Annotated in this window: 23 protein-coding genes, 2 tRNA genes and 1 pseudogene; 12 read left to right on the top strand and 14 right to left on the bottom strand. The window is 71.7% G+C overall.

Going from position 1 to position 25,392, the window contains the following annotated elements:
• Positions 1 to 108: 108 nt before the first annotated feature.
• A complete protein-coding gene (locus AB0C04_RS12535) occupies positions 109 to 468 on the bottom strand; it encodes an anti-sigma factor antagonist (protein WP_357052452.1) in 360 nt (119 codons plus the stop codon).
• Between the two features lie 189 nt (positions 469 to 657).
• Between AB0C04_RS12535 and AB0C04_RS12530 the strand changes: the two genes are divergently transcribed.
• The 3 genes from AB0C04_RS12530 to AB0C04_RS12520 are packed head-to-tail and all read left to right on the top strand — an operon-like array spanning position 658 to position 2,388.
• Positions 658 to 1,233 (top strand): hypothetical protein, encoded by a 576-nt coding sequence (locus tag AB0C04_RS12530; protein WP_357052449.1) that lies wholly within the window; start codon positions 658 to 660, stop codon positions 1,231 to 1,233.
• Positions 1,230 to 1,748: a DCC1-like thiol-disulfide oxidoreductase family protein gene (locus tag AB0C04_RS12525; RefSeq protein WP_357052446.1), complete on the top strand. Its 519-nt coding sequence runs from the start codon at positions 1,230 to 1,232 to the stop codon at positions 1,746 to 1,748. Before AB0C04_RS12530 ends, AB0C04_RS12525 begins: the two co-directional genes overlap by 4 nt.
• A complete protein-coding gene (locus AB0C04_RS12520) occupies positions 1,690 to 2,388 on the top strand; it encodes a TetR family transcriptional regulator (protein ID WP_357052443.1) in 699 nt (232 codons plus the stop codon). Before AB0C04_RS12525 ends, AB0C04_RS12520 begins: the two co-directional genes overlap by 59 nt.
• A gap of 228 nt (positions 2,389 to 2,616) precedes the next feature.
• On the opposite strand, the gene AB0C04_RS12515 is transcribed toward AB0C04_RS12520, so the two are convergent.
• Together AB0C04_RS12515 and AB0C04_RS12510 are read right to left on the bottom strand one after the other, a co-directional pair.
• The gene (locus AB0C04_RS12515; protein WP_357052440.1) at positions 2,617 to 3,279 is read right to left on the bottom strand and encodes a GNAT family N-acetyltransferase; all 663 of its coding nucleotides are present in this window, start codon (positions 3,277 to 3,279) and stop codon (positions 2,617 to 2,619) included.
• Between the two features lie 173 nt (positions 3,280 to 3,452).
• Positions 3,453 to 4,028, bottom strand: a complete 576-nt coding sequence (locus tag AB0C04_RS12510; RefSeq protein WP_357052437.1) for a DUF4396 domain-containing protein — start codon at positions 4,026 to 4,028, stop codon at positions 3,453 to 3,455.
• A gap of 210 nt (positions 4,029 to 4,238) precedes the next feature.
• Here AB0C04_RS12510 and AB0C04_RS12505 point away from each other — a divergent pair, with 210 nt between their 5' ends.
• Positions 4,239 to 4,430: a DNA repair protein gene (locus AB0C04_RS12505; protein WP_357052434.1), complete on the top strand. Its 192-nt coding sequence runs from the start codon at positions 4,239 to 4,241 to the stop codon at positions 4,428 to 4,430.
• A gap of 101 nt (positions 4,431 to 4,531) precedes the next feature.
• Positions 4,532 to 5,050 (top strand): hypothetical protein, encoded by a 519-nt coding sequence (locus AB0C04_RS12500; RefSeq protein ID WP_357052431.1) that lies wholly within the window; start codon positions 4,532 to 4,534, stop codon positions 5,048 to 5,050.
• Between the two features lie 9 nt (positions 5,051 to 5,059).
• Here AB0C04_RS12500 and AB0C04_RS12495 read toward each other — a convergent pair whose 3' ends face one another.
• Both AB0C04_RS12495 and AB0C04_RS12490 read right to left on the bottom strand, forming a co-directional pair.
• Positions 5,060 to 5,791: a Clp protease N-terminal domain-containing protein gene (locus AB0C04_RS12495; protein ID WP_357052428.1), complete on the bottom strand. Its 732-nt coding sequence runs from the start codon at positions 5,789 to 5,791 to the stop codon at positions 5,060 to 5,062.
• Between the two features lie 64 nt (positions 5,792 to 5,855).
• The gene (locus AB0C04_RS12490; protein ID WP_357052425.1) at positions 5,856 to 6,245 is read right to left on the bottom strand and encodes a DUF2267 domain-containing protein; all 390 of its coding nucleotides are present in this window, start codon (positions 6,243 to 6,245) and stop codon (positions 5,856 to 5,858) included.
• Positions 6,246 to 6,480: 235 nt separating this feature from the next.
• On the opposite strand from AB0C04_RS12490, the gene AB0C04_RS12485 reads away from it, so the two are divergent.
• From AB0C04_RS12485 to AB0C04_RS12475, 3 genes are all read left to right on the top strand, one after another.
• Complete coding sequence (locus tag AB0C04_RS12485; protein WP_357052422.1) at positions 6,481 to 7,671, top strand: MFS transporter; 1,191 nt, start codon at positions 6,481 to 6,483, stop codon at positions 7,669 to 7,671.
• A gap of 177 nt (positions 7,672 to 7,848) precedes the next feature.
• Positions 7,849 to 9,255, top strand: a complete 1,407-nt coding sequence (locus tag AB0C04_RS12480) for a carboxylesterase family protein (protein ID WP_357052419.1) — start codon at positions 7,849 to 7,851, stop codon at positions 9,253 to 9,255.
• Positions 9,256 to 9,676: 421 nt separating this feature from the next.
• Positions 9,677 to 10,774 (top strand): ice-binding family protein, encoded by a 1,098-nt coding sequence (locus AB0C04_RS12475; RefSeq protein ID WP_357052416.1) that lies wholly within the window; start codon positions 9,677 to 9,679, stop codon positions 10,772 to 10,774.
• A gap of 737 nt (positions 10,775 to 11,511) precedes the next feature.
• On the opposite strand, the gene AB0C04_RS12470 is transcribed toward AB0C04_RS12475, so the two are convergent.
• Entirely contained in the window at positions 11,512 to 12,729 is a 1,218-nt protein-coding gene (locus AB0C04_RS12470) for a low temperature requirement protein A (RefSeq protein ID WP_357052414.1), read from the bottom strand.
• Positions 12,730 to 13,041: 312 nt separating this feature from the next.
• On the opposite strand from AB0C04_RS12470, the gene AB0C04_RS12465 reads away from it, so the two are divergent.
• Positions 13,042 to 13,266, top strand: a complete 225-nt coding sequence (locus AB0C04_RS12465; RefSeq protein WP_357052411.1) for a tyrosine-type recombinase/integrase — start codon at positions 13,042 to 13,044, stop codon at positions 13,264 to 13,266.
• Positions 13,267 to 13,339: 73 nt separating this feature from the next.
• Here the strand turns inward: AB0C04_RS12465 and AB0C04_RS12460 are convergent.
• Positions 13,340 to 13,415, bottom strand: a tRNA-Lys gene (locus tag AB0C04_RS12460).
• 186 nt (positions 13,416 to 13,601) lie between these two features.
• Between AB0C04_RS12460 and AB0C04_RS12455 the strand changes: the two genes are divergently transcribed.
• Positions 13,602 to 14,861: an Ig-like domain-containing protein gene (locus AB0C04_RS12455; RefSeq protein ID WP_357052408.1), complete on the top strand. Its 1,260-nt coding sequence runs from the start codon at positions 13,602 to 13,604 to the stop codon at positions 14,859 to 14,861.
• 260 nt (positions 14,862 to 15,121) lie between these two features.
• Complete coding sequence (locus tag AB0C04_RS12450; RefSeq protein WP_357052405.1) at positions 15,122 to 16,426, top strand: Ig-like domain-containing protein; 1,305 nt, start codon at positions 15,122 to 15,124, stop codon at positions 16,424 to 16,426.
• A gap of 523 nt (positions 16,427 to 16,949) precedes the next feature.
• On the opposite strand, the gene AB0C04_RS12445 is transcribed toward AB0C04_RS12450, so the two are convergent.
• The 3 genes from AB0C04_RS12445 to orn form a co-directional block, all read right to left on the bottom strand.
• On the bottom strand, positions 16,950 to 18,386 hold the full coding sequence (locus AB0C04_RS12445) for a hypothetical protein (RefSeq protein WP_357052402.1): 1,437 nt from the start codon (positions 18,384 to 18,386) through the stop codon (positions 16,950 to 16,952).
• Positions 18,387 to 18,712: 326 nt separating this feature from the next.
• Positions 18,713 to 18,785, bottom strand: a tRNA-His gene (locus tag AB0C04_RS12440).
• 105 nt (positions 18,786 to 18,890) lie between these two features.
• A complete protein-coding gene (gene orn, locus AB0C04_RS12435) occupies positions 18,891 to 19,487 on the bottom strand; it encodes an oligoribonuclease (RefSeq protein ID WP_357052399.1) in 597 nt (198 codons plus the stop codon).
• 66 nt (positions 19,488 to 19,553) lie between these two features.
• Here orn and AB0C04_RS12430 point away from each other — a divergent pair, with 66 nt between their 5' ends.
• Positions 19,554 to 20,858 carry a glycosyltransferase 87 family protein gene (locus AB0C04_RS12430; RefSeq protein ID WP_357052396.1) on the top strand — a complete coding sequence of 435 codons (1,305 nt, stop codon included), beginning with the start codon at positions 19,554 to 19,556 and terminating at the stop codon, positions 20,856 to 20,858.
• Between the two features lie 433 nt (positions 20,859 to 21,291).
• Here the strand turns inward: AB0C04_RS12430 and AB0C04_RS12425 are convergent.
• From AB0C04_RS12425 to AB0C04_RS12410, 4 genes and pseudogenes are all read right to left on the bottom strand, one after another.
• Positions 21,292 to 21,582, bottom strand: a pseudogene (locus AB0C04_RS12425) (hypothetical protein); the annotation flags it as partial.
• A gap of 687 nt (positions 21,583 to 22,269) precedes the next feature.
• Positions 22,270 to 23,001 (bottom strand): YcnI family protein, encoded by a 732-nt coding sequence (locus AB0C04_RS12420; RefSeq protein WP_357052393.1) that lies wholly within the window; start codon positions 22,999 to 23,001, stop codon positions 22,270 to 22,272.
• A 17-nt stretch (positions 23,002 to 23,018) separates the two neighbouring features.
• On the bottom strand, positions 23,019 to 24,680 hold the full coding sequence (locus tag AB0C04_RS12415) for a copper resistance protein CopC (protein ID WP_357052390.1): 1,662 nt from the start codon (positions 24,678 to 24,680) through the stop codon (positions 23,019 to 23,021).
• Between the two features lie 35 nt (positions 24,681 to 24,715).
• Positions 24,716 to 25,360 carry a zf-HC2 domain-containing protein gene (locus tag AB0C04_RS12410; protein ID WP_357052387.1) on the bottom strand — a complete coding sequence of 215 codons (645 nt, stop codon included), beginning with the start codon at positions 25,358 to 25,360 and terminating at the stop codon, positions 24,716 to 24,718.
• Positions 25,361 to 25,392 lie beyond the last annotated feature (32 nt).

Genomic DNA, 25,392 nt, shown 5'->3' with positions numbered 1-25,392 from the left:
CGGGCCGGATGTCCGACCGGTCACGGGGCGACGCGTCGGCCGGATCCGGGCCTGGTCACCATCGGGACGGGCCGCCGTGCTCCCGCCCAGCGCCATCTGAGCGCACCGTCACCGGTCGAGGCCCCGGAAACCTTGTTCGGCGGGGCGGGGCAGGCCGTCCGCGCCCAGTCCGAGCAGCGCGCCGACCGAGGTGATGCGGAGCACCCGGGCCACGATGGGCTGTGGGTCGGTCACCCGGAACGCCACGCCGTCGCGGCGCGCGGTGGCGGCGGCGCCGACCAAAACCCGTACGCCGGTGGAGTCGAGGAAACGGACCTCGGTCAGGTCGACGACCAACTCCCGGGTGCCCGGCCGGCTCAGCGCGTCGGCCAGGGCGGCGTCGAGGGTGTCGGCGGTGGCCTTGTCGACCTCGCCCACCGGGCGCAGGATCAGCTGCCCCGGGCCCGCGTCGCGCAGGCGCACGTCCATCGGTCGTCCCCGCCGGAAGTCGTCGGTCCGCACGGCCCGACGGCCGGCGCCGTTCGACCATACCGGCAGGTCGCAACCGCCGCTCGGCGCGTCGGCTGATCGCCGCTGCCGGCATCTCTTGAACGTGTTCAAGTCATGCCCTACGCTCAGGACGACAGTTTTTGAACGCGTTCAAGAGAGGTGTCGGGGATGGACGTCAAGGTCTGGATGTACCTGGTCTATCTGGTGGTCAGCATCGGCCTGACCGTGTGGGTGGCCCGCGCCCTCGCCCGCAACGGGCTGGTCTTCCTGGCGGACGTCTTCGCCGACGAACGGCTGGCCGGCGCGGTCAACAACCTGCTCGTCGTGGGCTTCTACCTGCTCAACCTCGGCTACGTGACGGTGGCGATGAAACATTCCGACCCGGTGAGCACCACCAGCCAGGCGATGGAGGAGCTGTCCCTCAAGATCGGTCTGGTGCTGCTGGTCCTCGGCGCGCTGCACTTCTTCAACGTCTTCGCGCTCGGGCGCTACCGCCGCGGCCGGCTCCGCCAACTCGCCACCCACCCGCCGATCGCCCCGGTCGGCCGGCTGCCCCAGGCGCCGGCGCCGCGCGTCCCGCAACCGACCGCACCCTTCTCCGCCGCCCCGTACCCGGGCGGCGTGCCGATTGCCGGCCCGCACCAGGGCAGCGCACCGGCTGCGGCCCCGCATGCGGCCGGCGGGCCGCAGCTCGGCAGCGGATCGGCGCCCGGCGGTGGTGAGCAGGAAGGTCCGACGCGGTGACGGTCTCGCCGAGCGGCGGGGCGGGCGGGCTCCCGGATCCCACTTTGCACAACGGGGGTGGTGGGATCCGGGGCTTCACCGTCCTCTACGACGCGTACTGCCCGCTCTGCCGGACCGCCCGCCGCTGGTTGGCGTCGCGCCCGCAGCTCGTACCGCTGGAGTTCCTGCCGGCGGGATCGGCCGACGCCCGGCGGCGCTTCCCCGGCCTGGACCACGACGCGACGCTGCGGGACCTGACAGTGGTGGCGGACACCGGTGAGGTGTACGCCGGCGACGGGGCCTGGTTCGCCTGCCTCTGGGCACTGACCGAGCACCGGGCGGCGGCCGAGCGGTTGGCCCACCCGCACCTGCTGCCGCTGGCCCGGCGGGTGATCGCGACGGCTGCGGCGGTACGGGAGCGGGTCCGCGAGCCGCGCCCGGCGCCGGACGACGAGCGGGCGGGATACGGTGACGACGATGACCGAGCAGACTGCCCCGACGACCGGTGGGGGCGAGCCGGCGACGGCCCGGGGTGAACAGACCCGGCAGTTGATCCTGGACACCGCGATGCGGCTGTTCCGCGAGCACGGCTACGCCCGGACGACCATGCGCGCCATCGCCCAGGAGGCGGGCGTGGCGGTGGGCAACGCCTACTACTACTTCGGCTCGAAGGAACACCTGATTCAGGAGTTCTACGCCCGCTCGCAGGACGAGCACCGGGCCGCCGCCCAGCCGGTGCTGGACCGGGACGAGTCCTTCGCGGCCCGGCTCACCGGGGTGCTGCACGCGGGGATCGACGTGCTGACCCCATCACACTCGTTCGCGGCCAGCTTCTTCAAGACCGCCGCCGAGCCGACCTCGCCGTTGAGCCCCTTCTCCGCCGAGTCCTCGGGGCCACGGCAGGCCGCGATCGACCTCTTCGCCGAGGTGGTCTCCGGGTCCACCGCGAAGGTCGACCCCGAGCTGCGCCCGCACCTGCCCGAGCTGCTCTGGCTGGCGTACATGGGAGTGGTCCTCTACTGGGTCTACGACCGGTCGCCGGAGCAGGTGCGGACCCGGCAACTCATCGACGGCGCGGTGCCACTGATCGACCGGCTGGTGGGGCTTTCCCGGCTGCGGGTGCTGCGCCCGGTGACCCGGCAGGTGCTCGACCTCATCCGCACGCTGCGTCACTGACCCCGCCGGCCGCAATGACGGCTTCCGTTCCAGGTCAAGTCCACTATTCGACACGCCGAACCGACGGGGCGCATCTTGCCCGGAACCAGTTCGATACGTAGCGTGATCGGCGGGAAAGCGACCGGGCGCACCCGCCGCCGGTCGCTCGCACGGGGACCTGGGGGGAGGCTGCGGACCGTGGATCCGGCCCGGGATCCACGGTCCGCGCTCTGCGGCACCCGCCCGGCGTCAGGCGGGGTAGACCCCGAACGAGCGCCAACCCCGGTCCGGGAAGCCCGCAGCCTCCGCGACCCGGGCTGACGCCCGGTTGTTCCGATCGTGCAGGTAGGTCGGCACCGCGCCCTCGTCGAGCACCCGACGGGCCGCCTGGGCGACCAGTCGCCGCGCCAGGCCCCGGCCCCGGGCGGCCGGTACGGTGCCGACGGCCAGTTCGTGACCGTGCGCGTCGTGCCGCTTGATGCCCGCCCCGGCCAGGTACTCACCGCCCGACCCGCGGACCACCAGCACGTCCCGGTCGAAGAGCCGCAGCCAGGCGGGCAGCCCGGGCGAGTTGGGCGGGATCCACTCCCCGACGTCCGGCAGCGGCGCCGGGGCCAGGCTCCAGCGGAAGGCGCCGTCGTGGGTGGGCCAGTCGGGCAGGCCGACGGCCGCGGGCAGCGCCGGGATCAGCCGCTCCACCGGGCGTCCGGCGAGCGCGCGGACCGCCACCACCCGATCCGCCGGTACGGAGAGCACGGTGCCGGACGCATTGCCGACCGCGATCGCGGGCCGCAGCCGGCCGTCCCAGGCCGGTCGGGCACGCCGCTGCGAGCCGACCACGTGCAGCCCCGGGCCGGCCGGCCACTGCCCGAGCCAGGACGCCAGGTGCAGGTGGAGCCGTCGGTCGAGCACGCCGCCACCTCCCCTGATCCGCCTCGCCCGGCCCACCGTCCCGGCCCGACGCACTTCCCGATCCGGCGCGCCCGCCCGTCCCGGCGGCGTGGCGCCCGGGCCGGCTCGGCCACGCGGGGCGCCGTCGCCGATCACCGTACGCCGGGCACGGCGGCCGGGACGGGCGGATCCGGTCAGTGCCGGTGGTGCGCGGTGGATGCGTCGTCCGCCGGCCGCGGCTCACCCGGCGTCGGGCTGCCGGCGCCCGAGATCGGCATGCCGGGGTCCGGGACGCGGTGGTCGGCCTCGGCCGGATGCTCGGCGCCGTGGTGGTGGACGTGGGTCACCGCGTGCCCTCGTCCGCGGGCGATCAGGGCGCGGTTGACCGGCACGGTGACCAGGAAGGCCACCGCCAGCGCACCGGCGAGGCTGCCCCAGAACAGCGGCTCGGCCAGCCCGGCGGCCATCGCTCCCGGCACGAGCAGCATGACCCCGTTGTCGACCACCTCCATCACCGCGATGCTCACCGTGTCGGCGACGAGCGCCACCCGGATCGCGGTGCGCAGCGGCAGACCCGAGCGGAGCACCGGGCGGACGGTGAGGGCGTAGCCGAAGACGAAGGCCAGCGCGACCGCCAGCGCGACGGTGCCGAGGTCGGGCCAGCCGAGCGCGGTGCCGATGACCATGCCGAGCACCTCGCCGATCGCGCAGCCGGTGAGGCAGTGCAGGGTCGCGGCGATGGCCATCCGGGTGAGGTTCGCGTTCTCCATGCCGCGAACCATATACCCCCCGGGGGTATGACGCCAGCGACGGCGGTCACTTTCCCCACCGACTCTGGATTGACGAAGGCCCCGGACGGGTAGGTGGGCCCTACCGATCGGACCCGGCCGGATTCCTTTCCCCGCAACGGAACCCGACGTTCAGGTCCTGCGTCATATCTATTTCCATACATGTACAACTTTCTTTGGGACGGTATGGTCATGCCGATTCAGCCGAATGACCGGTTCCAGCAGGACACCGACCGACTCTGGGAGGTCCCGGAGAGCGCCGGCCGGTTCCCGGCCCAGCCGCCCTATCGGGGCGCCCGCCAGGCTGGCGAAGGGCAGGGCTGGGCCGAGCTGAACAAGCTTCCGGCCGGCGTCTCCGCCCGGCACGGCCTCAACAGCCGCTGACGCCGGCGACACACCCGCACGTCCACCAAGGGCTTTCGCACACCTGTCGGGTAACGTCTTCTGGTCCGGAATCCCGGCCGACGACAGGAGAAGCTCCGCGCATGGGCAAGAAGACGATCCACGTCTCCGACTTCAGCGGCACGGTCCTGCAGCCCGACGACGAGGTGGTCCGCGTCGTCGTGCTGGAGCACCCTGACCTGGTGGCCGGCCCCGTGCAACTGGACGCGACCCCGACAGAGGTGGAGAACATCGACGACGCCGCGCTCGACGTGGCGGTCGTGGAGATCCACGATCGGCACGGCGGCGGCGAGCCCCGCCGGGTGGTGCTCACCGCGAGCGAGTTCGACGCGATGGCCACCGACGTGCCGATGGCGCAGCTGCTGAAGACCGCCGAGCGGGTCCGCCCGCCGAAGGCCCGCAAGGGCCCCGAGCGGCTCGACTACGCCACCATCGAACACGCCGGGAAGCCGCACCGGGGCCGGGTCACCGAGGAGGAGGCCCGGCTGGTGCGGGAGCAGCTCGACGAGGTCAACAAGCGCCTCGCCGACGCCGGCATCCGTCAGGTCGACCCGGACGACCCGGAGCACGTGACCCGCTACGGCTTCCCCACCGCGCCCTGAGCCGCCGGCTCAGTCCTGCTTCCGCACGGCGGCGTCGAGCGCCGCGATGAGCTCGGCCTCGGTGGCGGCCTTGTCGACGCCGAGGCCGGCGAGCACGCCCGTCCCATCGCCCAACTCCAGCAGGGCGAGCAGGATGTGCTCGGTGCCGATGTAGTTGTGCCCCAGCCGCAGCGCCTCGCGGAACGTCAGCTCCAGCGCCTTCTTCGCCTGCGCGTCGAACGGGATCAGCTCCGGCATGTCACCCGACGTGGGCGGCGGCAGCACGGCCGTCGCGACCTCGCGCACCCGCTCCAGCGATACGCCCTGCGCGACGATCGCCTTGGCCGCGAGCGCCTCCGGCTCGGTGAGCAGCCCCAGCACCAGGTGCTCAATGCGGATCTCGGTCTGCCCGGTGGCCCGCGCCTTGCTCTGCGCGGCGATCACCACGCTGCGGGCGCGCGGGGTGAACCGGCTGAAGCCCTCCTGCGGGTCCAGGGGGGCGTCCGCGGGCCGGGGCACGAAACGCTTCTGCGCCGCCTGCTTGGTCACGCCCATGCTCCGGCCGATGTCGGTCCAGGAGGCGCCGGCCCGGCGCGCCTGGTCCACGAAGTGCCCGATCAGGTGGTCGGCCACCTCGCCGAGATGGTCCGCGGCGAGGACCGCGTCGGTGAGCTGGTCGAGGGGCTGGTCATGCGCCTTCTTGATCGCCTGGATCAGGTCGTCCAGTCGTACGGAGTTCGCAGGCGGCACCGGATTCGTCATGCGTCAACCATAGGTTGACGCTGCTGTCGCGTCAACCATGAGTTGACGGCGCCTCGACTTCCGGTCAGGGGCCCTGCGGCACCGGCTGCGCCAGCGCCTGGATCTCGGTGGGCAGCTGCGCCAGCGCCCGCTCGAACTCCCGATGCCCGACCACCCGGTGCAGCGTCTGCAGGACGGCCCCCGCCCCCCGCTCGGCCAGCTGCGGCCCCACCCCCGCGCGCTCCGCCACCCGGCGGAGGAACTCGTCGTACGCGAAGACCTCCGGCTCCTCCTGAGCGGCCCGGGCAAGCAGCGGACGCAGCTCGTGCGCCACGTGGCCGGCCAGGTCGGCCGCCTCCCCGCCGCTGATGCGCTCCGCGAGGGTGCGCAGGGTGGCCTCGGTCAGAGCGCGCGCGGTGTCGTCCGGGACGCTCGCCCGGGCGGCCACCTTGTCGAAGAACTTCAGCTCGGCCATGCCCCGTCCTTCCCGATCGGAGAAGCGTGGCTACCCGCAGCCACCGGCGACAAACGGGTGCCGGTGGTCCGTCAATGCCTGCTGATCAGCAGCCGGCGGTCCCGGCGCAGGTCGGGGTCGCCCAGGCCGCGTGTGGGCGAGCACATCGGGTACTTCGCTGCGGTTGCCGTCACCGGGAGGGCGCCCAGGTCGTCCGCGGGCAACCGCCCGCGGCTCAACTTCAGGAGCGGGTGACATGGGTATCGCGCAACGGGGCCGGCTCTCACCGAACCTCACCCTGCTGCTGCTCGCCTCTCTCCTCGTGTCGTTCCTGGCCTCGTCGGCCGCGCCGACCCCGCTCTACGGGACCTACCAGACGAACTGGCACTTCTCGCCGATCACGACCACCGTGGTCTTCGCCATCTACGCCGTCGCGGTGCTGGCGACCCTGCTCACGTTCGGCAAGCTCTCCGACCATGTCGGACGGCGACCGGTCCTGTTCGTCGCGATCGCGGTCCAGATGATCTCGCTGGTCATCTTCATCTTCGCCAACGGCGTACCCACCCTGCTGGCCGCCCGCATCGTGCAGGGGCTGGCGGCCGGCGCCGCCACCGGCGCCATCGGCGCCGCCATGCTCGACATCAACCGTGCCCGCGGCACGCTCGCCAACTCCATCGCGCCGGGCATCGGGACCGGTGGCGGCGCGCTGCTCTCGGCGCTGCTCGTGCAGTTCCTGCCCGCGCCGACGCGACTGGTGTACGTCGTCCTGCTGGTGATCCTGCTGATCCAGTGCGTCGGGGTCGCGCTGATGCCGGAGACGATCAGCCCGACGAAGGGAGCGCTGCAGAGCCTGCGACCGGACGTCAAACTGCCCCGCAACGTACGCGGACCGATTCTGGTGGTCGCACCGGTGCTCTTCGCCGCCTGGTCGCTGGCCGGCTTCTTCGGCTCGCTCGGTCCCGCGCTGGTCCGCGCCATCGGACCCACCTCGATCGTGTTCGGCGGGGTGGCCCTCTTCGTCCTCGCCGGCATCTCGTCCATCACCGTGCTCGTGATGCGCAACGCCCCCGCCCGAACCCTGATGCTCACCGGGATCGCCGCCCTGATCGTGGGCATGGTCGTCACCATGGTGTCGATCAACACCGACTCCGTCGGCCTTTTCTTCCTCGGCGTCGCGATCAGCGGTATCGGCTTCGGTGGCGGCTTCCAGGGCAGCCTCAAGACGGTCATGCCGCTGGTCGAGGCGCACGAACGCGCCAGCGTCTTCTCCCTGCTCTACATCGTCTGCTACGCCGGCCTCGGGCTGCCGGCCGTCGTCGCGGGCTTCCTGGTGGTCTACGGCGGCGGCCTGCCCCGCACCGCCGACGAGTACACCATCGGCGTCATCGTCCTGGCCGCCATCGCCCTGCTCGGGCTGCGCGGGGCCACGAGGAGGGCGCCCGGATGACCCGGCCGCGGCCCGGTCGGTCCGGCGGACGCCCGATGACCTGCGTCTCCCGGCGCCGACGCCGCCCGACGCGCAGCTCCCGGCGAGGCTAGGGTGGCGCGGTCCTCGCCTCCCTGGCGGCGGCGTCACCGTCCAGCCGTCAGCGGGTGGCGGCGTCGTTGAGAGGCAGGGTCAGCAGTGACGTTCGAGCCGGCCACGAGCGATGGCACCACCGTCACCCGCAACGTCGCGGCCGCGAACGGTGACGTCGAGGCGGACGTGCTGGTCACCGTAGGCGGTGGCACGCTGCGCGGCCGGCGCGCGGACGGGCTGACGATCCTGCGGGGCGTCCGGTACGCCACCGCGCAGCGGTTCGCTCCACCCGTGCCCGAACGACCCTGGTCCGGGATCCGCGACGCGCTGGAGCACGGTGGCGTCAGCCCGCAACCACCGACCCGATCCGTGGCGACCGCCGGCTGGTCGGAGGTGGGCCGCCAGTCCGAGGACTGCCTCAATCTGACGATCGTGACCCCGGCCGCCGACCGGGCCCGACGGCCGGTGCTGGTCTGGCTGCACGGAGGCTCGTACCGCTCCGGCGCCGGTTCCTGGGATCGTTACCGAACCGACCGGCTCGCCCGCGAGGGCGACGCGGTCGTGGTGAGCGTCAACTACCGGCTCGGGGCGCTCGGCTACCTGCGGGTGCCGGGCATCTCCCCCGGCAACCTGGGCCTGCTGGACCAGATCGAGGCGCTGCGCTGGGTCCGCGACAACGCCGCGGCGCTGGGCGGCGACCCGGAGAACATCACCGTGATCGGACAGTCGTCGGGCGCCCACTCGGTCGCCTGCCTGCTCGGCGTGGCGCAGGCGCGGCCGCTGTTCCGCCGGGCGGTGTTGCAGAGCCCGCCGCTCGGGCTGGGGCTGGGCGGCGAAGCCAGGGCGGGACGGGTGGCGGAGCGGTTTCTCGCCCGGCTCGGACAGGATCCGCGTGAAGCATCGCCGGCGGAAGTGGTCGCGGCGCAGCAACTCGCCGAGCGGGACCTGGCGGGGCGCCTCGGGCTGGGGTTCGCCCCGGTGTACGGGCCGGTGGCCGGCGTGGATCCGCTACCGGACGAACAGGCCTGGCGGATCGCCTGCCGGACGGGCGCCGCGGAACTCGAGGTCGTGCTCGGCACCACCCGCCGCGAGATCGCGTACTTCCTCACCGGCAGCCCGGTCTCCCAGCGCGTGCCGCTGGTCGGGCGCGCCGTCGAGAACGGGCTCATCGCGCTGGCCACCCGGTCGGTCTTCGCCCGGCCCACGCTGCGCTTCGCCCGGCTGCTGGCCCGCGGCGGCGCCCGGGTCTTCGCGTACCGCATCGACGCGACGTGCTCGACCTCGCCGTACCAGGCCTGCCACTGCAGCGACCTGCCCTGGCTCTTCGGTGACGAGGCCGCCTGGGCGCAGGCGCCGATGCTCGCCGGACAACTGTGGACGGACGTGGCCGATCGCGGCGGCTCGCTGCGCTCGGCCTGGCTGTCGTTCGCGGCTCGGGGCGCGGAGGCGTTGACCGAGCGCGGCTGGGCGCCGTACGGAAGTCGGGGCGGCCAGATCCACCGCTTCGGCTAGGCGGACCCGGTTCAGCCAGGCTTCCCGTCCGCGCTCAGGGGACGAGCAGAGCAGCAGCAGGACGAGGTCTTCGGCCAGGCGGGGATATGAGATCTCCTCCGGGTCGGGGTACGGATCGCGGGTCCCGCTGCCGCTGGTGTTCGCCCTGTCGCTCCACATCGGCATAAGTGCCGCGCAGTGGGTGGCGTCGACCCCGTTCCCTCCAAAGCGAAACCTTGCGGATTGTCCGGTTTTCGCCACTTTGGTGAGCGGAGCGTGGTGTTGTGGTCACCGCACGTTATCTGCGCCGCTTCAGGCAGGACGCGACTTCGAGACGCCTCCTGCGAGTAGTACCCACGGAGGGTGTTCTGTGAAAGTTAGACCCATTCATCGCCTTCGGCGGGCAGTTCTGCCGGCGCTTGCGGCTTCCGCAGCCGCCGCCGTGGCCGCCACCTTGCTGATCCTCAATGCGACCGCTGCCAACGCGCAGGAGGCGCCGGTTGGCCTGGGGACGGCCGGCAACTTCTCCGTACTGGCCGGGGCCGAGCCCACCAACACCGGCGAAAGCTTCTTGGGCCAGAGCCTCGGGAGGTACCCGGGAAACACCGCGTCGGGCTTCGAGACGGCGACGATCGGCGGCGAGGTCCACCTCGGCGACGCGGTGGCGCTACAGGCCCAAGCCGACCTGACCACGGCGTTCAATGACGCCGCCGGCCGGACCCCGTTCACCAACCTGCCCGCGGAACTTGGCGGCAACACCCTCAACCCGGGGGTCTACCGGATCGGGGCCGCGCAGCTGACCGGGACGTTGACGCTCAACGCTCAGGGTAACCCCCAGGCCGTGTTCATCTTCCAGGTCGACTCCGCGCTGACCACCGCGCCGAACAGCAGCGTCGTCCTCATCAACGGCGCTTCGCCCTGCAACGTGTTCTGGAAGATCGGCAGCTCGGCGACGATCGGCACAGGAACCACCTTCGTGGGCACCATCATGGCTCAGGCGTCGATCACGATGGCCACGGGCGCGACGCTCCAGGGCCGGGCGCTCGCTCGAACCGCCGCCGTCACCCTCGACACCAACACCATCACCGCCCCGCTCTGCGCCGGTCCGACCGGCCCGCCCGGTCCGACCGGCCCGCCCGGACCGACCGGCGGGCCCGGACCGACCGGCGGGCCCGGACCGACCGGCGGGCCCGGACCGACCGGCGGGCCCGGACCAACTGGCCCGCCCGGACCGAGTGGCGCCCCCGGCGCCCCCGGCGCCCCCGGCGCTCCCGGCGCTCCCGGCGCTCCCGGCGCTCCCGGTGCTCCCGGCGCTCCCGGTGCTCCCGGCGCTCCCGGTGCTCCCGGCGCCTCTGACAGTCCCGGTGCTCCCGGTGCCCCAGGCGCTCCCGGCGGCCCAGGTGGTCGCGGCGACGACTCCGGAGTCCTGCCGGTAACCGGTAGCAGCCTGGTCCCGGCAGTGACGGGCGTAGGAAGTGTGATGGTCGCCCTGGGCGCGCTCATGTTCTTCCTCTCCCTGCGCCGGACACGCAAGTCCTGATGGCCTGATGGGCGGTCCGGCCGGCGATCCGCCGGCCGGGCCGCCCATCCGCTGTCCCCACACGGCAACCGCTCGACCCTCGTCGGCGCGTTCCCCCTGGTGAAGACGCTCCGGGCACCGCCCGCTCACGAACGGGTAGGTGCCGCCGCGCGCCGGTCCATCAACGCCCCACCAGACCGGCCGTCACCGCGTGCTCTCCCGCCCGCCCGCGCGCGTGCGCGGCAGCTCGGGCGGGACAGCCGACGCCGAGATCATCGGGCGCGCCCAGGTGCTCAAGCGAGACCGCGGCGCCAGGAACATGAGCCAGCCTCCCCAGTGGGCAGAGGCAGAAGACCGGCGCGGTGTCCATCGCCGCCGGCGGCCGCCGCGTCGCAGCACGCAACCTGAGGACGTCACGCGCCGAAACGACATCTGGGCACCCACCCACGAGGGATGAATGCCCAGATGATTGCTGGTGCGCCGCCAGGGACTCGGACCCCGAACCCGCGGATTAAGAGGCATACACCGACCGACGGCCCGGCGCCGCCTGGCCCGGCCGTCGTGACGGTCGAGCCCTGCCTGTGGCTGGTGGAACGGGCCTCGGTTGCTGTCGCCACGACCTGCGCGATATGAGATCAAGAACGGGCGACCCGGCAAGCGGCGCGGATGGGCTCCTAGCAACGGAAACACCTTTCGGCGTCTCTCACCACTCGCCGGCCGTCCGTGGACCTCTCGCGGACTGAATGCCGACCGCTGCGCTAGGCAGACGGGGACGGGGCCTCCAGTGGGCGCCCGGCGGCGCGTCGGGCGTCCGCAACGGCGACCCCGAGCAGCACGACCGCAGCGGCGATGGCGGCGAGCAGCGGCGGACCGAAGAACAACGGTGGCGCCAGCAGGACCAGAACGCCGATGCCGACGAGGCGGCGCACGGCGAGCCGGTTGAAGACGACCCGTTCCAGCCGACTGCGGCCGAACAGGAAGAGCGCCGGCCCGCCGAGGATGACCGCGAGCCAGGCCGGCACGGAGGGCCCGGAGGGATGCGCCAACACGATTTCCGAGCCAGCCGCGGCCAAGGTGATGCCGAGCACCATGAGCAGATGGGCCACGCCGACGATCCCGCCGGCAACTGCCCGGTTCGACGACATCTCGACCGCCTCGGCCAGCACTTGGCCGGCGCGATAGAAGTAGATCCGCCACATCAACACGGACGTCACGAATGTGACCACCAGGGCCGCCTTTGCGGCGAGCGTGGCGGGGTGACTGGCGTAGGCGAGGCCTATGGACAGCACCGTCTCGCCGAGGGCGATCAGCAACAGTTGCTGGTAGCGCTCGGGGAGGTATCGGCTGCTGGCCATCGCCCACGCGCTGCTCGGTGGTCGGCCCATGCCGGGTACCGGCCATCTGATCCGCGCCACGACCATGTCCACGGTGATGGCGATCGACCACAGGGCCAACCGGTGGTTTCCACCCATCGCCGCCCCGGCGAGCCAGATGACGCCGGAGATGCTGGCCCAGATGGCCAGGCGGGTGTAGAGCGCCCGCACCTTCTCGTGCTCCCGTAACAACGGCCGGAGCACCAAGGGACGTCCGATGTGCAACACCACGTACACAACGGCGAAGGCGGCGCCGCGTTGCTCGAACTCGTACAGGGACGTCGCCATGATCAGCAGGCCGAACGCACTGACCAGGACCAGCAGCTGAATCCAGCGGTTGCGGTAGTCGAACCGGCTGGTGACGTACGCGGTGGTCGTCCACAGCCACAGCAATGGCAGGGCCAGAACGACCGTGTACAGCAGCGACAGCCAGCGCACGCCCACGTTGTCGGAGAGAAGGTCCGGCACCATCCGGCTGACGACCCCGACCAGGGCGAAGACCAACACCAGGTCGAAGAACAGCTCCAGGAAGCTGGCCTGCTGGGCGTCCTCCTCGCCGCGCAGGATGCCCCCGGTCTGCGCCGGCTCCGATGCTGGCCCCATCCGCCCATGGTCGCGTGATGACTGTCCTCCGCGCGCCGATTTCGTCCGCTTCATCGACATGGGCGGTGAGAGCGGTAACGCTGGCGCGATCCAAGTACCGGACGAGACCTGACCCGCATCGCTGAGACCGTCGCCGGTCCTAGCTACGCGCCCTGATCTCCTTCCGAGCGGCCAGGGCGCCGGCACACGCTTGGACCGTACCGATGACCGTCATACATTGAAGCGGAACTAAGGGCGGCTGCGTCGCCACCAGCGGAAACGGCCTTCGACACTGCTCACGGGGCGTCTCGGTCTGCCATCGTTGGTGGCTGGTTGACGACGACAATCCGCGTTCATGACCTGCGGCACACCTGCGCGGCGCTGCTGCTAGCCGCAGGCGTGTCGCCACGAGTCGTCATGGACATCCTCGGGCACTCGCAGATCGCGGTGACCAAGAACATCTACGGGCACGTCATGCCGGCGATGCAGCAGGAGGCCGCAGGACACATGGACGCGGCGCTCACTGAGCCTGGGACAGGTGATGGCGCTGATGAGTGACGCCGTTGCTGTCACTCGCGCTGAAACGACATCTGGGCACCCACCCACGAGGGATGAATGCCCAGATGATTGCTGGTGCGCCGCCAGGGACTCGAACCCCGAACCCGCGGATTAAGAGTCCGCTGCTCTGCCAGTTGAGCTAGCGGCGCTCGTTGGCAACGGGGAAAACCTTAGCACGGCCCCTGAGTGGGGTTCCAATCCGATACCCGGCTCCACCCTTCGGGCGAGCTTAACGGGCAAATGGTCTAAAGCGCCCCGCTCCGAGAGCCGTGGGTCCTGAGGAACGCCAGAGATACGGCACGATGTCCGCCAGGTACGCGAGAACAGAGGTGGGGATGGGCAGGTTCACGCGGGCCGGGGCGGTGCTGGGCGTCCTGACCCTGGCGGCGTCGCTGGCTCTGACCGGCTGCGGCAACGATTCGAAGAAGCCGTCCTTCGTCGGCGGGGCTTCGCCGAGCGCGAGCGTCGACGCGGCCAGCGGCACGGCCGATCCGGCGACGCCGAGCGGGCCGCCGCTGACCCTCGCCCCGGCGGACGGGGCGAAGAACAAGCCGGTCAGCACGGAGATCAGCGCCAAGCTGCCGGACGGCAGCAAGGTGTCCCAGGTCACCCTGACCACCGCCGAGGGTGCCAAGGTCGAGGGGAAGTTGCGCACCGACGGCTCGTCGTGGGTGCCGAACAGCCCGCTGAAGTACGGCGTGCGCTACACCGCGACCGTGACCTCGACCGGTGCCGACGGGGCGACCAGCCAGGGCACCAGCACCTTCACCACGATGAAGAAGCCGAAGTCCACCATCGGCTCCGGGCTCTACCTCTTCGACGACAAGACCTACGGGGTGGCCATGCCGGTGGTCACCGAGTTCCACCCGGGCATCCCGAAGAAGGACCGGGCGGCGGTGCAGAAGCGGATGTTCGTCCGGACCGACCCGCCGCAGCCGGGGGCGTGGCACTGGGTGGCGAACGGCACCCAGGCCTACTACCGGGCGCCGGAGTACTGGAAGCCGGGCACCACCATCACCGTCCGGATCGCGCTGGCCGGCGTCCCGCTGAGCAACGGCCGGTACGGCGACGTGGACCGCAAGGCGACCGGCAAGATCGGCCAGTCCTTCGTGATGAAGGTGGACAACTCCACCAAGCAGATGAGCGTGTACGAGGACGGCAAGCTGGTCCGGACCCTGCCGGTGAGCCTCGGCAAGAAGAGCACCCCTTCCTCCAGCGGCACGATGGTGGTGATGGAGAAGAAGGAGTCCACGGTCTTCGACACCCGTGACGATCCCGATCCCTCGAACCGCTACGTCACCGAGATCGACTTCGCCCAGCGGCTGACCTGGGGTGGCGAGTACATCCACGCCGCACCCTGGTCCGAGCACGTCCAGGGCCGGCAGAACGTCTCGCACGGCTGCGTCAACGTCTCCATGGCCAACGCCCGGTGGCTCTTCGGAAAGACCAAGGTCGGTGACCCGATCACCGTCAAGGGCACCGAGCGCAAGCTGGCCGCCGGCAACGGTTGGACCGCGTGGAGCCTGAGCTGGTCGGAGTTCGTGAAGGGCAGCGCTCTGCCGGTGCCCGAGGGCGGTGCCGGTCCGGCTGTCTGACCCGGCCGACGGCGCCGGCCCGCGTTCCGGGCCGGCGGCCACGGCCGACGCCAGGGAGTCGCGCCAGCGGGCTGTCCCGGGCCTGGTCAGGCCCCGTACGGTCGCGCTGATCCGAGCCGACCTCACAAATTGTCGGATTCTATCAATATTCCGGCATCATGCGGTGCAGTGTTTCGTTTCACCCTCTGCAACGGGTACCAGTACTGGTGCGTCTGTGAGAGAGGATGGGCGATGCGGGGGACCACGACTGTGAGGACATCATGCGAGCTGACCAGGACCAGCTGATCGGACGGCGCGGCAGCCGGCCCCGAGGGCGGCGTCGCCTCTTCGCGGCGGGGTTGCTCGCCGTCACGATGGCACTGACCTCCGCCTGCACCGACGGCGACGGCGGGAAGCCGTCCTCGTGGCAGGGCGGCGGGGAGAGTCCCGCCCCGAAGGCCGCGGCGACCATCAGCGAGCCGCAGGCCGATGCGAAGGACGTGCCGGCCTCGACCGGCATCACCTTCACCACGAAGGACGCGGTGGAGACCGCCATCGAGGTGAAGGACTCCGCCGGCACGGCGGTCGAGGGCACCCTCGGCGCCGACGGCAAGAGCTGGCTGCCGACGGGTGCGTTGAAGTACGGCGAGGCGTACACCGCCACCGTGACCGCGACCGGTGACGACGGCCGTCCCGCGACGGCGACCAGCAACTTCACCACGATGGCCAAGCCCGACAACCAGATCCGGGTGAGCAGCTTCCTCGGCGACGGCCAGGTGGTCGGCGTCGGCATGCCGCTGATCGTCAAGTTCAGCCGGGCGGTGCCCGAGGACTACCGCGACGACGTGCAGCGCCGGATGACGGTCACCTCGACGCCCGCCCAGGAGGGCATCTGGCACTGGGTGAGCCCCACCGAGATCCGCTACCGGCCCAAGGCGTTCTGGAAGGCCAACACCAAGATCTCCTACCGGGTTCAGGCCGGCGGCCTGCCGATGGGCAACGGCTGGTACGGCCGCGCCGACCTCACCGTGGACATCACGATCGGCCCGTCCCTGATCATGACGGTCGACAACAAGACCAAGCGGATGACGGTCACCCGTAACGGCTCGGTGATCAAGACGATCCCGGTCAGCCTCGGCAAGAAGAGCACTCCGTCGTCGAGCGGCACCATGGTGGTGATCGAGAAGCTGCGCAAGACGGTCTTCGACACCTTCGAGGAGCTCGGCCCGGAGGACGGCTACCGCACGAAGATCGACTATGCCCAGCGGCTCACCTGGGGCGGCGAGTTCATCCACGCCGCCCCGTGGTCCGAGGGGCAGCAGGGCAGCGTCAACGTCTCGCACGGCTGCGTGAACGTCTCGATGGCCAACGGCGCCTGGCTCTTCAGCAACACCCGGATCGGCGACCCGATCACCGTGAAGGGCACCGAGCGCAAGCTGCAGAACGGCAACGGCTGGACCGACTGGAACATGAGCTGGGACGAGTACGTCAAGGGCAGCGCCGTGCCGTACGAGCCGCCGGCCGAGCCGGGGACCGACACCACCCCGGACCCCGACACCACGCCGAGCACCAGCCCGACCGCCTGAGCGGCCGGGCCGCCCGGCGGCCCGCAACGACGGAAGCCCCCTCCGCGAGGAGGGGGCTTCCGTGTGCCGGGTGACTGATGGGAATTGAACCCGCCTTTACGCCCTGGTCAGCGGATCGGCACGGCCGCCGACCTGCACATGCCGGGGAGCGGCGAGAGTCAACGGGCATCGCGGGGTAGGGGAATTCCCCTACCTCTCCCCGATCCCATCCTCGGCCAACTCATCCCCTAACTCGGCTTCAACCATGTCCGGGTCAACGTGCTCCAGCTTCCCGGCCGACCGCGGTGAGGATCCCCGCGTCGACCTGCGGCAGCAGGTGCCCGTACGGCCCGCCGATGACCGTGATCGCCCCGTGATCAAGCCGCCGGCTGATCCCCGACAGGGGCACTTTCGCCCGTGTGGTCCGCTCGAAACAGGCGGATGAATACTCGGTGACGTACGCGAAATTCGTAGGCCGCGCCGCGTTGTCGGAGACGGAGCGGCATTGGTGCGTGAGCCAGCCAGTTGACGTCGTCGGGTGTGTTCACGATCCGGCCAGCCACGCTGGCTGCGGTCGTTCCGTACGCCCGGGAGTGGTGGGTCTGACACGTCGCGCGGGCGATGCCGTCCGGCTGGCTGCCACGCGTCCTGCGCTCAGTCGCAACCAGCTGACCACCCACAGCACGGCAGCGAGGACCAGCACCAGCCGCAGGGTGGTGATGACAGCCTGCGGGCCTGAGCCGTAGAGCAGGGCGCACTGGGCGAGGCCAACGGCGAACGTGACCCGAACGATCGTCACGGCCCGCAGCGCGGCGGCCTCCGCGGAGCCGATGGCCAGGCCGAGCAGCAGGGCGAGGAAGATCAGACCGACGGGCCCGAAGTACGCCACCACCGTGCCGAAGATGGTGGGTAGCCAGTCGACGTACTGGTCGAGGCCGAACACCAATCCGAGATAGGCCTCCTCGCTGCGTTCCTCAAGGCTGCGGCTTTCCACCTTCTCCGGTGATAGCAGGCTCGGCACCTGCATCTCAAGGTTGTTGCTCATGGTTTCCAGGCCGACGGGCTGGGTGTGGCCATTGAGGCTGCCGAGGATGATCGCGCCGAAGGTGTTCCCATCGAAGCGGTAGACGACGTCGTTGACGATCGCTTCGCGGCTGCGCTCGGTGTGGATCGCCCCGGCGCCTTTGGTGAGGGCCTCGAGGCGGGCGTTGCCGTCTTGACCTGCGTCGAACGCCTCCCGGCCGGAGGTTGACCGCGTCGCGGAGATCAGCGCGGTGAACGCCGCAGCGACGAGGACGATCGAGGCGACCTGCCGCCGGGTGGGTTTCACGTCGTGTAGGGCGGCGGCGGACAGGGTGAGCACGCATCCGATGACGATCATCGCTCGGGTGCCGGCTAGGGCGAGCAGTGCGCACTCGACGGCGAGGACGGGAATAACCCAGCGGATGCCGTAGCGCACGAGAATCACGGCGCCGGTCACCGCGATGAGGGGCACGAGGAACCCGCTAGCGAGGTCGACCATGATGCCTTGCCGTTCGGGGGTTTCCAGGCCGGCTTGAGCGGGGGCGAGGGGTTGCAGCGCCCCGTTGCCGGACCAGGTGGCGGCGAGCAGGGGTATGACGAGGGCGAGGAGCCACGGCAGCCGCAGCCCAGCCAGCCCGGCGTCGTGGTGGGTATGCGCGGGCCGGTGTTTCTTCCGCTCCCGGGCGACGACGGCCGCATAGCCGATCCCGTAGGCGGCGATGGCGACGGAGACTAGCAGCACCCAGTCGTCGATGAGTTTCTGGTCGACAAAGGTGCGGAAGACGTTCCGGTCGGGCCAGAGGGCCTGCATGACTTCGGTGACGCCGTGGAACACGACGGCCGCGGCGAGCAGGAGCGCGCCGGGCCGGCGTAGCCATTCACCGCGTACGACCGCGTGCACACCGATCACGGTCACGGCCTGGACTACCAGGCCGGTCACCACCGACACCGTCAACATGAACCCCCCGTAGTTCTGGCTGGTTGGCGGTCCAGCCGACACAGGCACAACGCGTAGGCGCCGACTGAGTCACGCGGGGGTTGGCTGGTGGCCCATCTGGTTGGCCCTGACGAGTCGTTCTGGTTGTCGTTCATGCTGCCGGAAGACACCCGGTTCGGTACGGCTGCGGGGCCTGCCCGTCGTGGCATATGCCGACGACACCATCGCGTTCGCCGGCCGAACGGTGGACGCCACGACAGCGAGTCCGGCGTGTGAGTTCCCCTACTATGCAGCAGACCCCCTCCGAAGAGGGGGCCTGACCTGCGGATCTGTAGATCCCTTAGCCGGGTGACTGATGGGAATTGAACCCACGACAACCGGGACCACAACCCGGTGCTCTGCCAACTGAGCTACAGCCACCATGCCGCCGCACCCGGTCGAACGCCCCGGGCGGGGTGCGGGGAAATAATACCCACATGCGGGGCGGCCACGTCCACCGGGTTGCCCGAGGCGGGCCCGCCCGGCTCAGAGCTGGGCGGCGATCGCCTTGGCGCTCTCCACGTCCGGGCCGGGCAGCGGTACGAAGAGCGTCCGACGGTAGTACTCCAGCTCCCGGATGCTCTCCCGGATGTCGGCCAGCGCCCGGTGCGCCAGCCCCTTCGCGGGCTGGCCGAAGTACACCCGGGGATACCAGCGGCGGCACAGCTCCTTGATCGACGAGACGTCGATCATGCGGTAGTGCAGGTGGTTGTCGAGCCGGGGCATGTCCCGGGCGATGAAGCCCCGGTCGGTGGCGATCGAGTTGCCGCAGAGCGGGGCGGTACGCGGGTCCTTCACGAAGGTGCTGACGTAGTCGAGCACCAGGTCCTCCGCCTCGGCCAGGGTCACCGTCGAGCGGCGGACCTCCTCGGTCAGCCCGGACTTGGCGTGCATCGTCTGGACGATCTCCGGCATCGCCGCCAGCGCCGCCTCGTCCGCGTGGATCACCACGTCGACACCGTCACCGAGCACGTTGAGATCCGGGTCGGTGACCAGAGCCGCGACCTCGATCAGTTTGTCCCTGCCGAGGTCCAACCCGGTCATCTCACAGTCGATCCAGACGAGGAGATCAGCCACCGGCACAGACTACGCGCAGCCCACGGTGCGCGGCTGCGCGCTCCTGGCGGAGCAGCCCGCTAGGGTTTCGGAGTGCCAGCCGAACCCGTCGCACCGCCCGCCGTCACCGACGACGATCCCGGTGGCCGTACGGTCCGTCGCCTCGTCACGCTGGTGGCACTCGCCGCGGTGCTGCCCGCGCTCTACCTGCCCGGCCTGGTGCACGACTTCTTCGACCTGAAGATCTACATGCGGGCGATGCGCTGGTGGGCCGACGGGAATCCGCTCTACGACTACGTCCAGCCGGATCGGGTCCAGGGCGAGCTCTACTTCACCTATCCGCCGTTCAGCGCCCTGCTGCTGCGACCGTTCGCCCTGCTCCCGCTCGGCGCCACTGTGGTGATCTTCACGATCCTCACCGGCCTGGGCGTGGTGCTGACCACCCGCTGGCTGCTCGGCCCGGTGATCGCCCGGTACCAGCTGCCCCGGGTGTTCACCATCATCGTGGCGGTGCTGCTGGTGCTGGCCGTGGAGAGCACCCGGGAGACCATCACCTTCGGCCAGATCAACATGTTCCTGGTCGTGTTGATCCTGGCCGACCTGCTCTTCGCCGTACCGCAGGGGCGGCGCTGGGCCGGGGTCGGCGTCGGCCTGGCGACCGCGCTCAAGCTCTTCCCCGGCATCTTCATCGTCTACCTGCTGGCCTGCCGGCGCTGGTGGGCGGCGGCGGTGGCCAGCGCCACGGCAGCCGCGGCGACGCTGCTGGCGGCGGCGGTGGCGCCGGACGACTCGTGGCGGTTCTGGACGCGCGAACTCTGGGACAACGACCGGGTCGGGCGCACCGACTACACCGGCAACCAGTCGCTCTTCGGCCTGCTCAGCCGCTTCACCGCGCCCGACAAGCCGGACCGGTTGCCCTGGCTGCTGCTGGTCGCCGTGATCGCCGGGTACGGGCTGTGGCGCGCGGCCCGGGCCGCCCGGGCCGGCGACCACCTCGCCGGCCTGACCCTGACCGGACTGGTCGGCGGGTTGGTCAGTCCGATCACGTGGACCCATCACCTCTACTGGTTCATCCCGGCGGTGGTGGTGCTCGCCGACGCGGCGGCGCGCGCCGACCGGTCCACCCTCGAGGGTGCCCGGCGGCGGTACTGGCGGACGACATTGGCGATCGGCACCGCCGCGTTGATCATCTACGGCGTCGTCTCGTTCTACGACTGGGGCGTGGCGCCGGCCCGCACGGACAATCCCGGCGAGTTTCTGGTCCGCAACACGTATGTCCTGCTCAGCCTGCTGCTGCTGGTGACGTTGCCAACGCGGCGCAACGACGGTCCGGAGGTGCCGCGCCGACCGGCGGCCGAGCCCGAGAAGTTGCACCAAATGGACACACGTCCCGAGTAGCCACGATCAGCGCTAATCTGGCCTCAACTACCTCAAGCGCATCTCAGGTAGCAGCACCGATCCCCCGGTGAGGGTGGCCCTCCGCGTCGGCAGCGCGGAGGGCCACTCGCCTGTTGCGGCCGGCTCAGCCCGGCTGCCCGCCGTCGACCGGCCGACGCTCGGCCGACCGGGCGTCGTCACCAACCGGGCCGGCGGCGGCCGCATCGGCGTCGGCGGCCGGGGTGGCCGGAGTGGCCGACCGGAGCCGACCGGCCGGGACCGGCTGGGGGGTGCCCTCCGCCGCCACCGGCGGCCAGGCCAACGCGAGGGACAGCTCCGGTGGCCGTGCGGGCAGCGTCGCCCCGCCGCCCCCGGCGTCCTTCGCGGTCGGTTCGGCCGCGACGAGGTCGGCCAGGCTGGCCGGCCGGCGGTCGGGCGATGCCCCGAGGGCGGCCCGGGACCGCTCGGTCGGGCCGGAGCCGACCGCGGCGAGCTGCCGTTGGGCCAGCACCACCCGGTCGTCGGAGCCGGTCGGCTGGGCGCCCAGCCCGCTGAGCGAGCTGACACCGAGCCGGCCGGCGAGCACGGGCACCTGGTCCGGCTCGACCACGAAGACCACCTCTCGGGGGCGCACCGGGCGGAGCAGGAGCAGCACGGCCAACACCACCAGCAGTACGCCGCCGGCCAGCAGACCCCAGGTGGCCGGGGCGGTCCACCCGGCCCGCAACTCGGCGCGCATCTCCAGGTCGAAGTCCGGGCGACCGTCCGGGCGCGTCACCACCAGGCTGAGCGAACGTCCGGCCAGGTCGTCAGGGGTCCACTCCAGCGCGCCGATCCCCTCCCGTACCCAGAAGGAGCGGCCGATCGGCGCGGCCTCGGCGGCCGGAGTCCCGGCGGGCAGGGCGGTCCCGCCCCCGCCCAGACGGATCGGCAGTGGGCCGCGGGCCAGCGCCACCCGGCGCACGGCGTCGTGCGGGACGTGCTCCAGCCAGCGCCGCACCTCGTCGGTCGGGGCCAGGCCGACGAACGCCGGGCCGTCCGGTGTGCGGGCCTCCAGCCGGATCCGCTGCTGCCCGACCCGGGCGAACGGCACCTCCCGCCGCAGCAGCTCGCCGAGGTCGGTGACGACCACCGCGTGCCCGGCGGTGTGCACCGTCTCGAACCGGGCGGTGAAGGCGCCGCTGGGGTCGGCGTGCCGGGTGACCACCCCGAGCGCCCCGCCGACGAGCAGCGTCGGCAAACCGATGATCAGCAACAGCATTCCGGCGATCGCCCGCACGAACCGCATCCGTTCCGTCCCCCTCCGTGGCCAGGTACCCGGCCGACCTTACCGACGCAGGCCGACCGATCAGGGGATATCCACGGCACGCGATCGGTGGAAAGCCACGGGCCCGCCGGTACAGATCCGGCGGGCCCGCTTGGTCGGTTCGGCTCAGGCCTTCGCGGCCGGCTCCCGCCGGGTACGCGCGAACGCCAGCCCGCCGAGCACCAGGCCACCGACGCCGGCGACCAGGCCGGCGATGCCGAGCCCGGTGGCGAGGCCATTCCCCTCGGCATCGTCGTCGTCATCGTCGGCGACCGGCCCGGTCGCGGCGGCGGGTGCCGTCGTCGGTGCGGCGGCGGTCAGGGTGAGCACCGGCGCGGGGTTCTCCGGCTCCTCGCCGCCGGGGGTCGGCTCCTCGATCCACCGCGACACGTTGCCGTCCGAGTAGGTCTGCAGCGTCTTGAAGACCATCCGGTCCACCTGCGGCAGCGGCCCGAGGGAGACCGGGAACTCCTGGAACTGGCCCGGCTTGACCGCCGCGTCACCGGTCGCCGTCCAGGTCAGCTTCGACACCGCCTCGGTGAGCTGGCTGCCGTGCACCTCGATCGGCGGGTCCACCTTCCGCTTCTCCACCGCCACCGTCCAACCCGGCACCGGCATGGTGGAGACCGAGCCGACCGGGCCGTTCTCCGGCAGCACCACCTCCAGCTTGGTGGTCGACGCGGTGTCGCTCTCGTTCGGCACCCGGAACGCGATCCGGCCGTAGCCGCCCTGGGTCGCCTCCTTCGGGTTCACGGTGACGTGGGCCGAGGCGGGCGCGGCGAAGCCGAACACCGCGGTGGCGACGACGCCGAGCGCCAGGCCGGCAGCTGCCGTGGCGGTACGCCGGGTACGGATCATGGAGTCGGGACCTCTCTCTAACGGATCGGCACGGTGGCGGTCACCGTGGCCTGGTCGATGTCGGACGTCCGGGCGGTCAGCCGCAGCTGCCAGTCCCCGGACGCGGGCAGGTTGATCTCGCCGGTCGCGTGGTTGTCGGTGAGCGGCAGCAGCGGGATGTCGATCGGCTCGATCCCGGCCGAGGGCAGCGCGGCGGTGGCCCGCCACTCCACCACCGGCTGCGGGCGGTTGTCCTTCGTGTACGCGTACAGGTGCATCGAGTTGTTGCCCCGCTCGGCCGGGTCCAGCTCGACCTGGATGTTGAGCAGCGGGCTGTCCAGCGTGGTGGTGAAGTAGCCGGCCTCGGGACCGGCCACGTCGGCGGCGGTGCGGGCCGGCGGGGTCTGCACCAGGGTGGCGGAGAGGCCGAGCACCACCGCGGTGACCGCCAGCTCCACCCAGACCGCCCGGCGCACCGGCACCGGCCGTTGCGCCGCGACCCGCCGGCGTACCAGCTGCCGGGAGTACGCGGCCACCGCGATCACCAGCACGAACAGGCCGATCTTGGCCAGCAGCAGCTGGCCGTAGGTGGTGTTGACCAGGGCGTCCGGGGTGGCCACCTCGATCAGCGCCTGGACGGTGCCGGCGAGCAACAGCGCGGAGACGGCCACCGCGGCCCAGCGGGACCAGATCGGCAGGATCGCGGTGAGTTCCCGCTCGTCGGCCCGGCGCAGCAGGAAGGCGGCGAGCATCAGCAGGCCACCGAGCCAGACCGCCATGCTGCCCAGGTGCACCGCGTCGACGACCACGGAGACGGCCGGCGCCGGAGACGCCGCCGGGTGCCCGGCCAGCGGCCAGGTCAGCAGGGCGGCCACGCCGAGCACGGTGAGGATGATCCCGTCCGCGCGGCCGACCGGCCCGGCGAGCAGCGGCCGGAGTAGGAAGGCGGCTGCGGCCAGCAGGCCGAGCCGCACCAGGTGCGCCGCCCCGAAGGTGCTGCCCAGCACGCTGCTCAGGCCGGCGCCGGTGACGTCGAAGAGCCCGCCACCGGCGGTGTACGGCACCTGCAGCCACAGGTCGGCGAGGGTGGAGAGGGCGACCAGTCCCAGGCCCGCCCAGGCCAGCCGGGCGGGACCGCGTCGGCTCAGCCGCCGCGGCCACAGCGCGCCGAGCACCAGCGCCGGCCCGACCAGTAGCACCAGCCCGACGTAGCCCAGGTACTTGGCGATCTTCACCGCGGCGCCGACCACCGGGTCGGCCCGGCTGTCGTCGCCGGTGTCCACCGGGGGCGGCGACGGCGCGCCGACCGAGTAGGTGAACGCGCCGGAGACCGGGTGGCTGTCGGCCGAGATGACCCGGTAGCTGACCAGGTAGGTGCCGCGTTCGCCGGCCGGGTCGACCGGAATGGTCACCACCGTCCCGCCGAAGGTCGGCTCACCCCGGTCGGCCCGGGAGCCGTCCGGCGCGATGACCCGGATCTTGTCGGGCACCTTCCGGACCGATTCGCTGAAGGTCAGCACCACCTCGGCCGGCCCGCTCGGCAGCACCGCCGACGCGGCGGGGCTGCTGCTGACCAGCACCGCGTGCGCGCTCGCGGGGCCGGCCGGGGCGATCAGGAGGGCGACGACGGTGACCAGCAGGCCGGCGGTGGCGCAGAGCCGGGCGAGCCAGCGACGAGGGGCAGCAGTCATGCCGATCATGCTCGCCGACGGGGAGGGTATCCGACCACCCCTGCTCACCCGCGCCCCACCGCCAGCACTGGCGCCAGCGGCCGGTCGGCGTCCCGGCTGGCCCGGCCGAGCGCCCAGAGCAGGGCGGCCTGGACCACCGCGGCCAGGTGACCGACCTCGTGCACCAGGGCCGTGGTCGAGTTGGCGATGTCCACCGCGCTGGTGCCGGCGAGGCAGACCGCCAGCACCAGGGCCACCGGCACGAACGCGCGGGCGCGATCGGGGCGCCAGGCGGCCAGTGCGAAGCCGACCGCCAACGCCACGTCGAACGAGGCCATCTCCCGGCTGGTGTGCGGGTCGACGCTGACGCCGAGGCCGGCGAGCAGGATGGGCAGGGCGATGGCGAGTTGGGCGACGGCAGCCACCCCCACCGCGACCCGGAGCACCTGTCGGCGCGCCCGCAGCGTCGCTTCCGGCGCACGATCGGCGGCCCGCGGGTCGGCGGCCACCGCCGCCAGCACCGACGCGGTCAGGTCGGGCACCTGCACCGACTGCACCCGGACCAGCCGGGTCACCTGCTCGGCGCGGCCCAGCCAGACCCGGCAGCCGGGGCAGCCCGGCAGGTGCGCGTCCAGCACCGCCGTCGCAACCTGCGGATCCTCACCGTCCAGCCGGGCCGACAGCGCCGCGCGCACGTCGTCGCAGTTCATGAGGGGGTAGTCGGTCGGGGCGCGAGAAAAGT

Source organism: Micromonospora sp. NPDC048909 (genome assembly GCF_040649635.1).
Classification (GTDB): Bacteria; Actinomycetota; Actinomycetes; order Mycobacteriales; family Micromonosporaceae; genus Micromonospora.
This window is presented reverse-complemented; position numbering and strand designations above follow the sequence as displayed.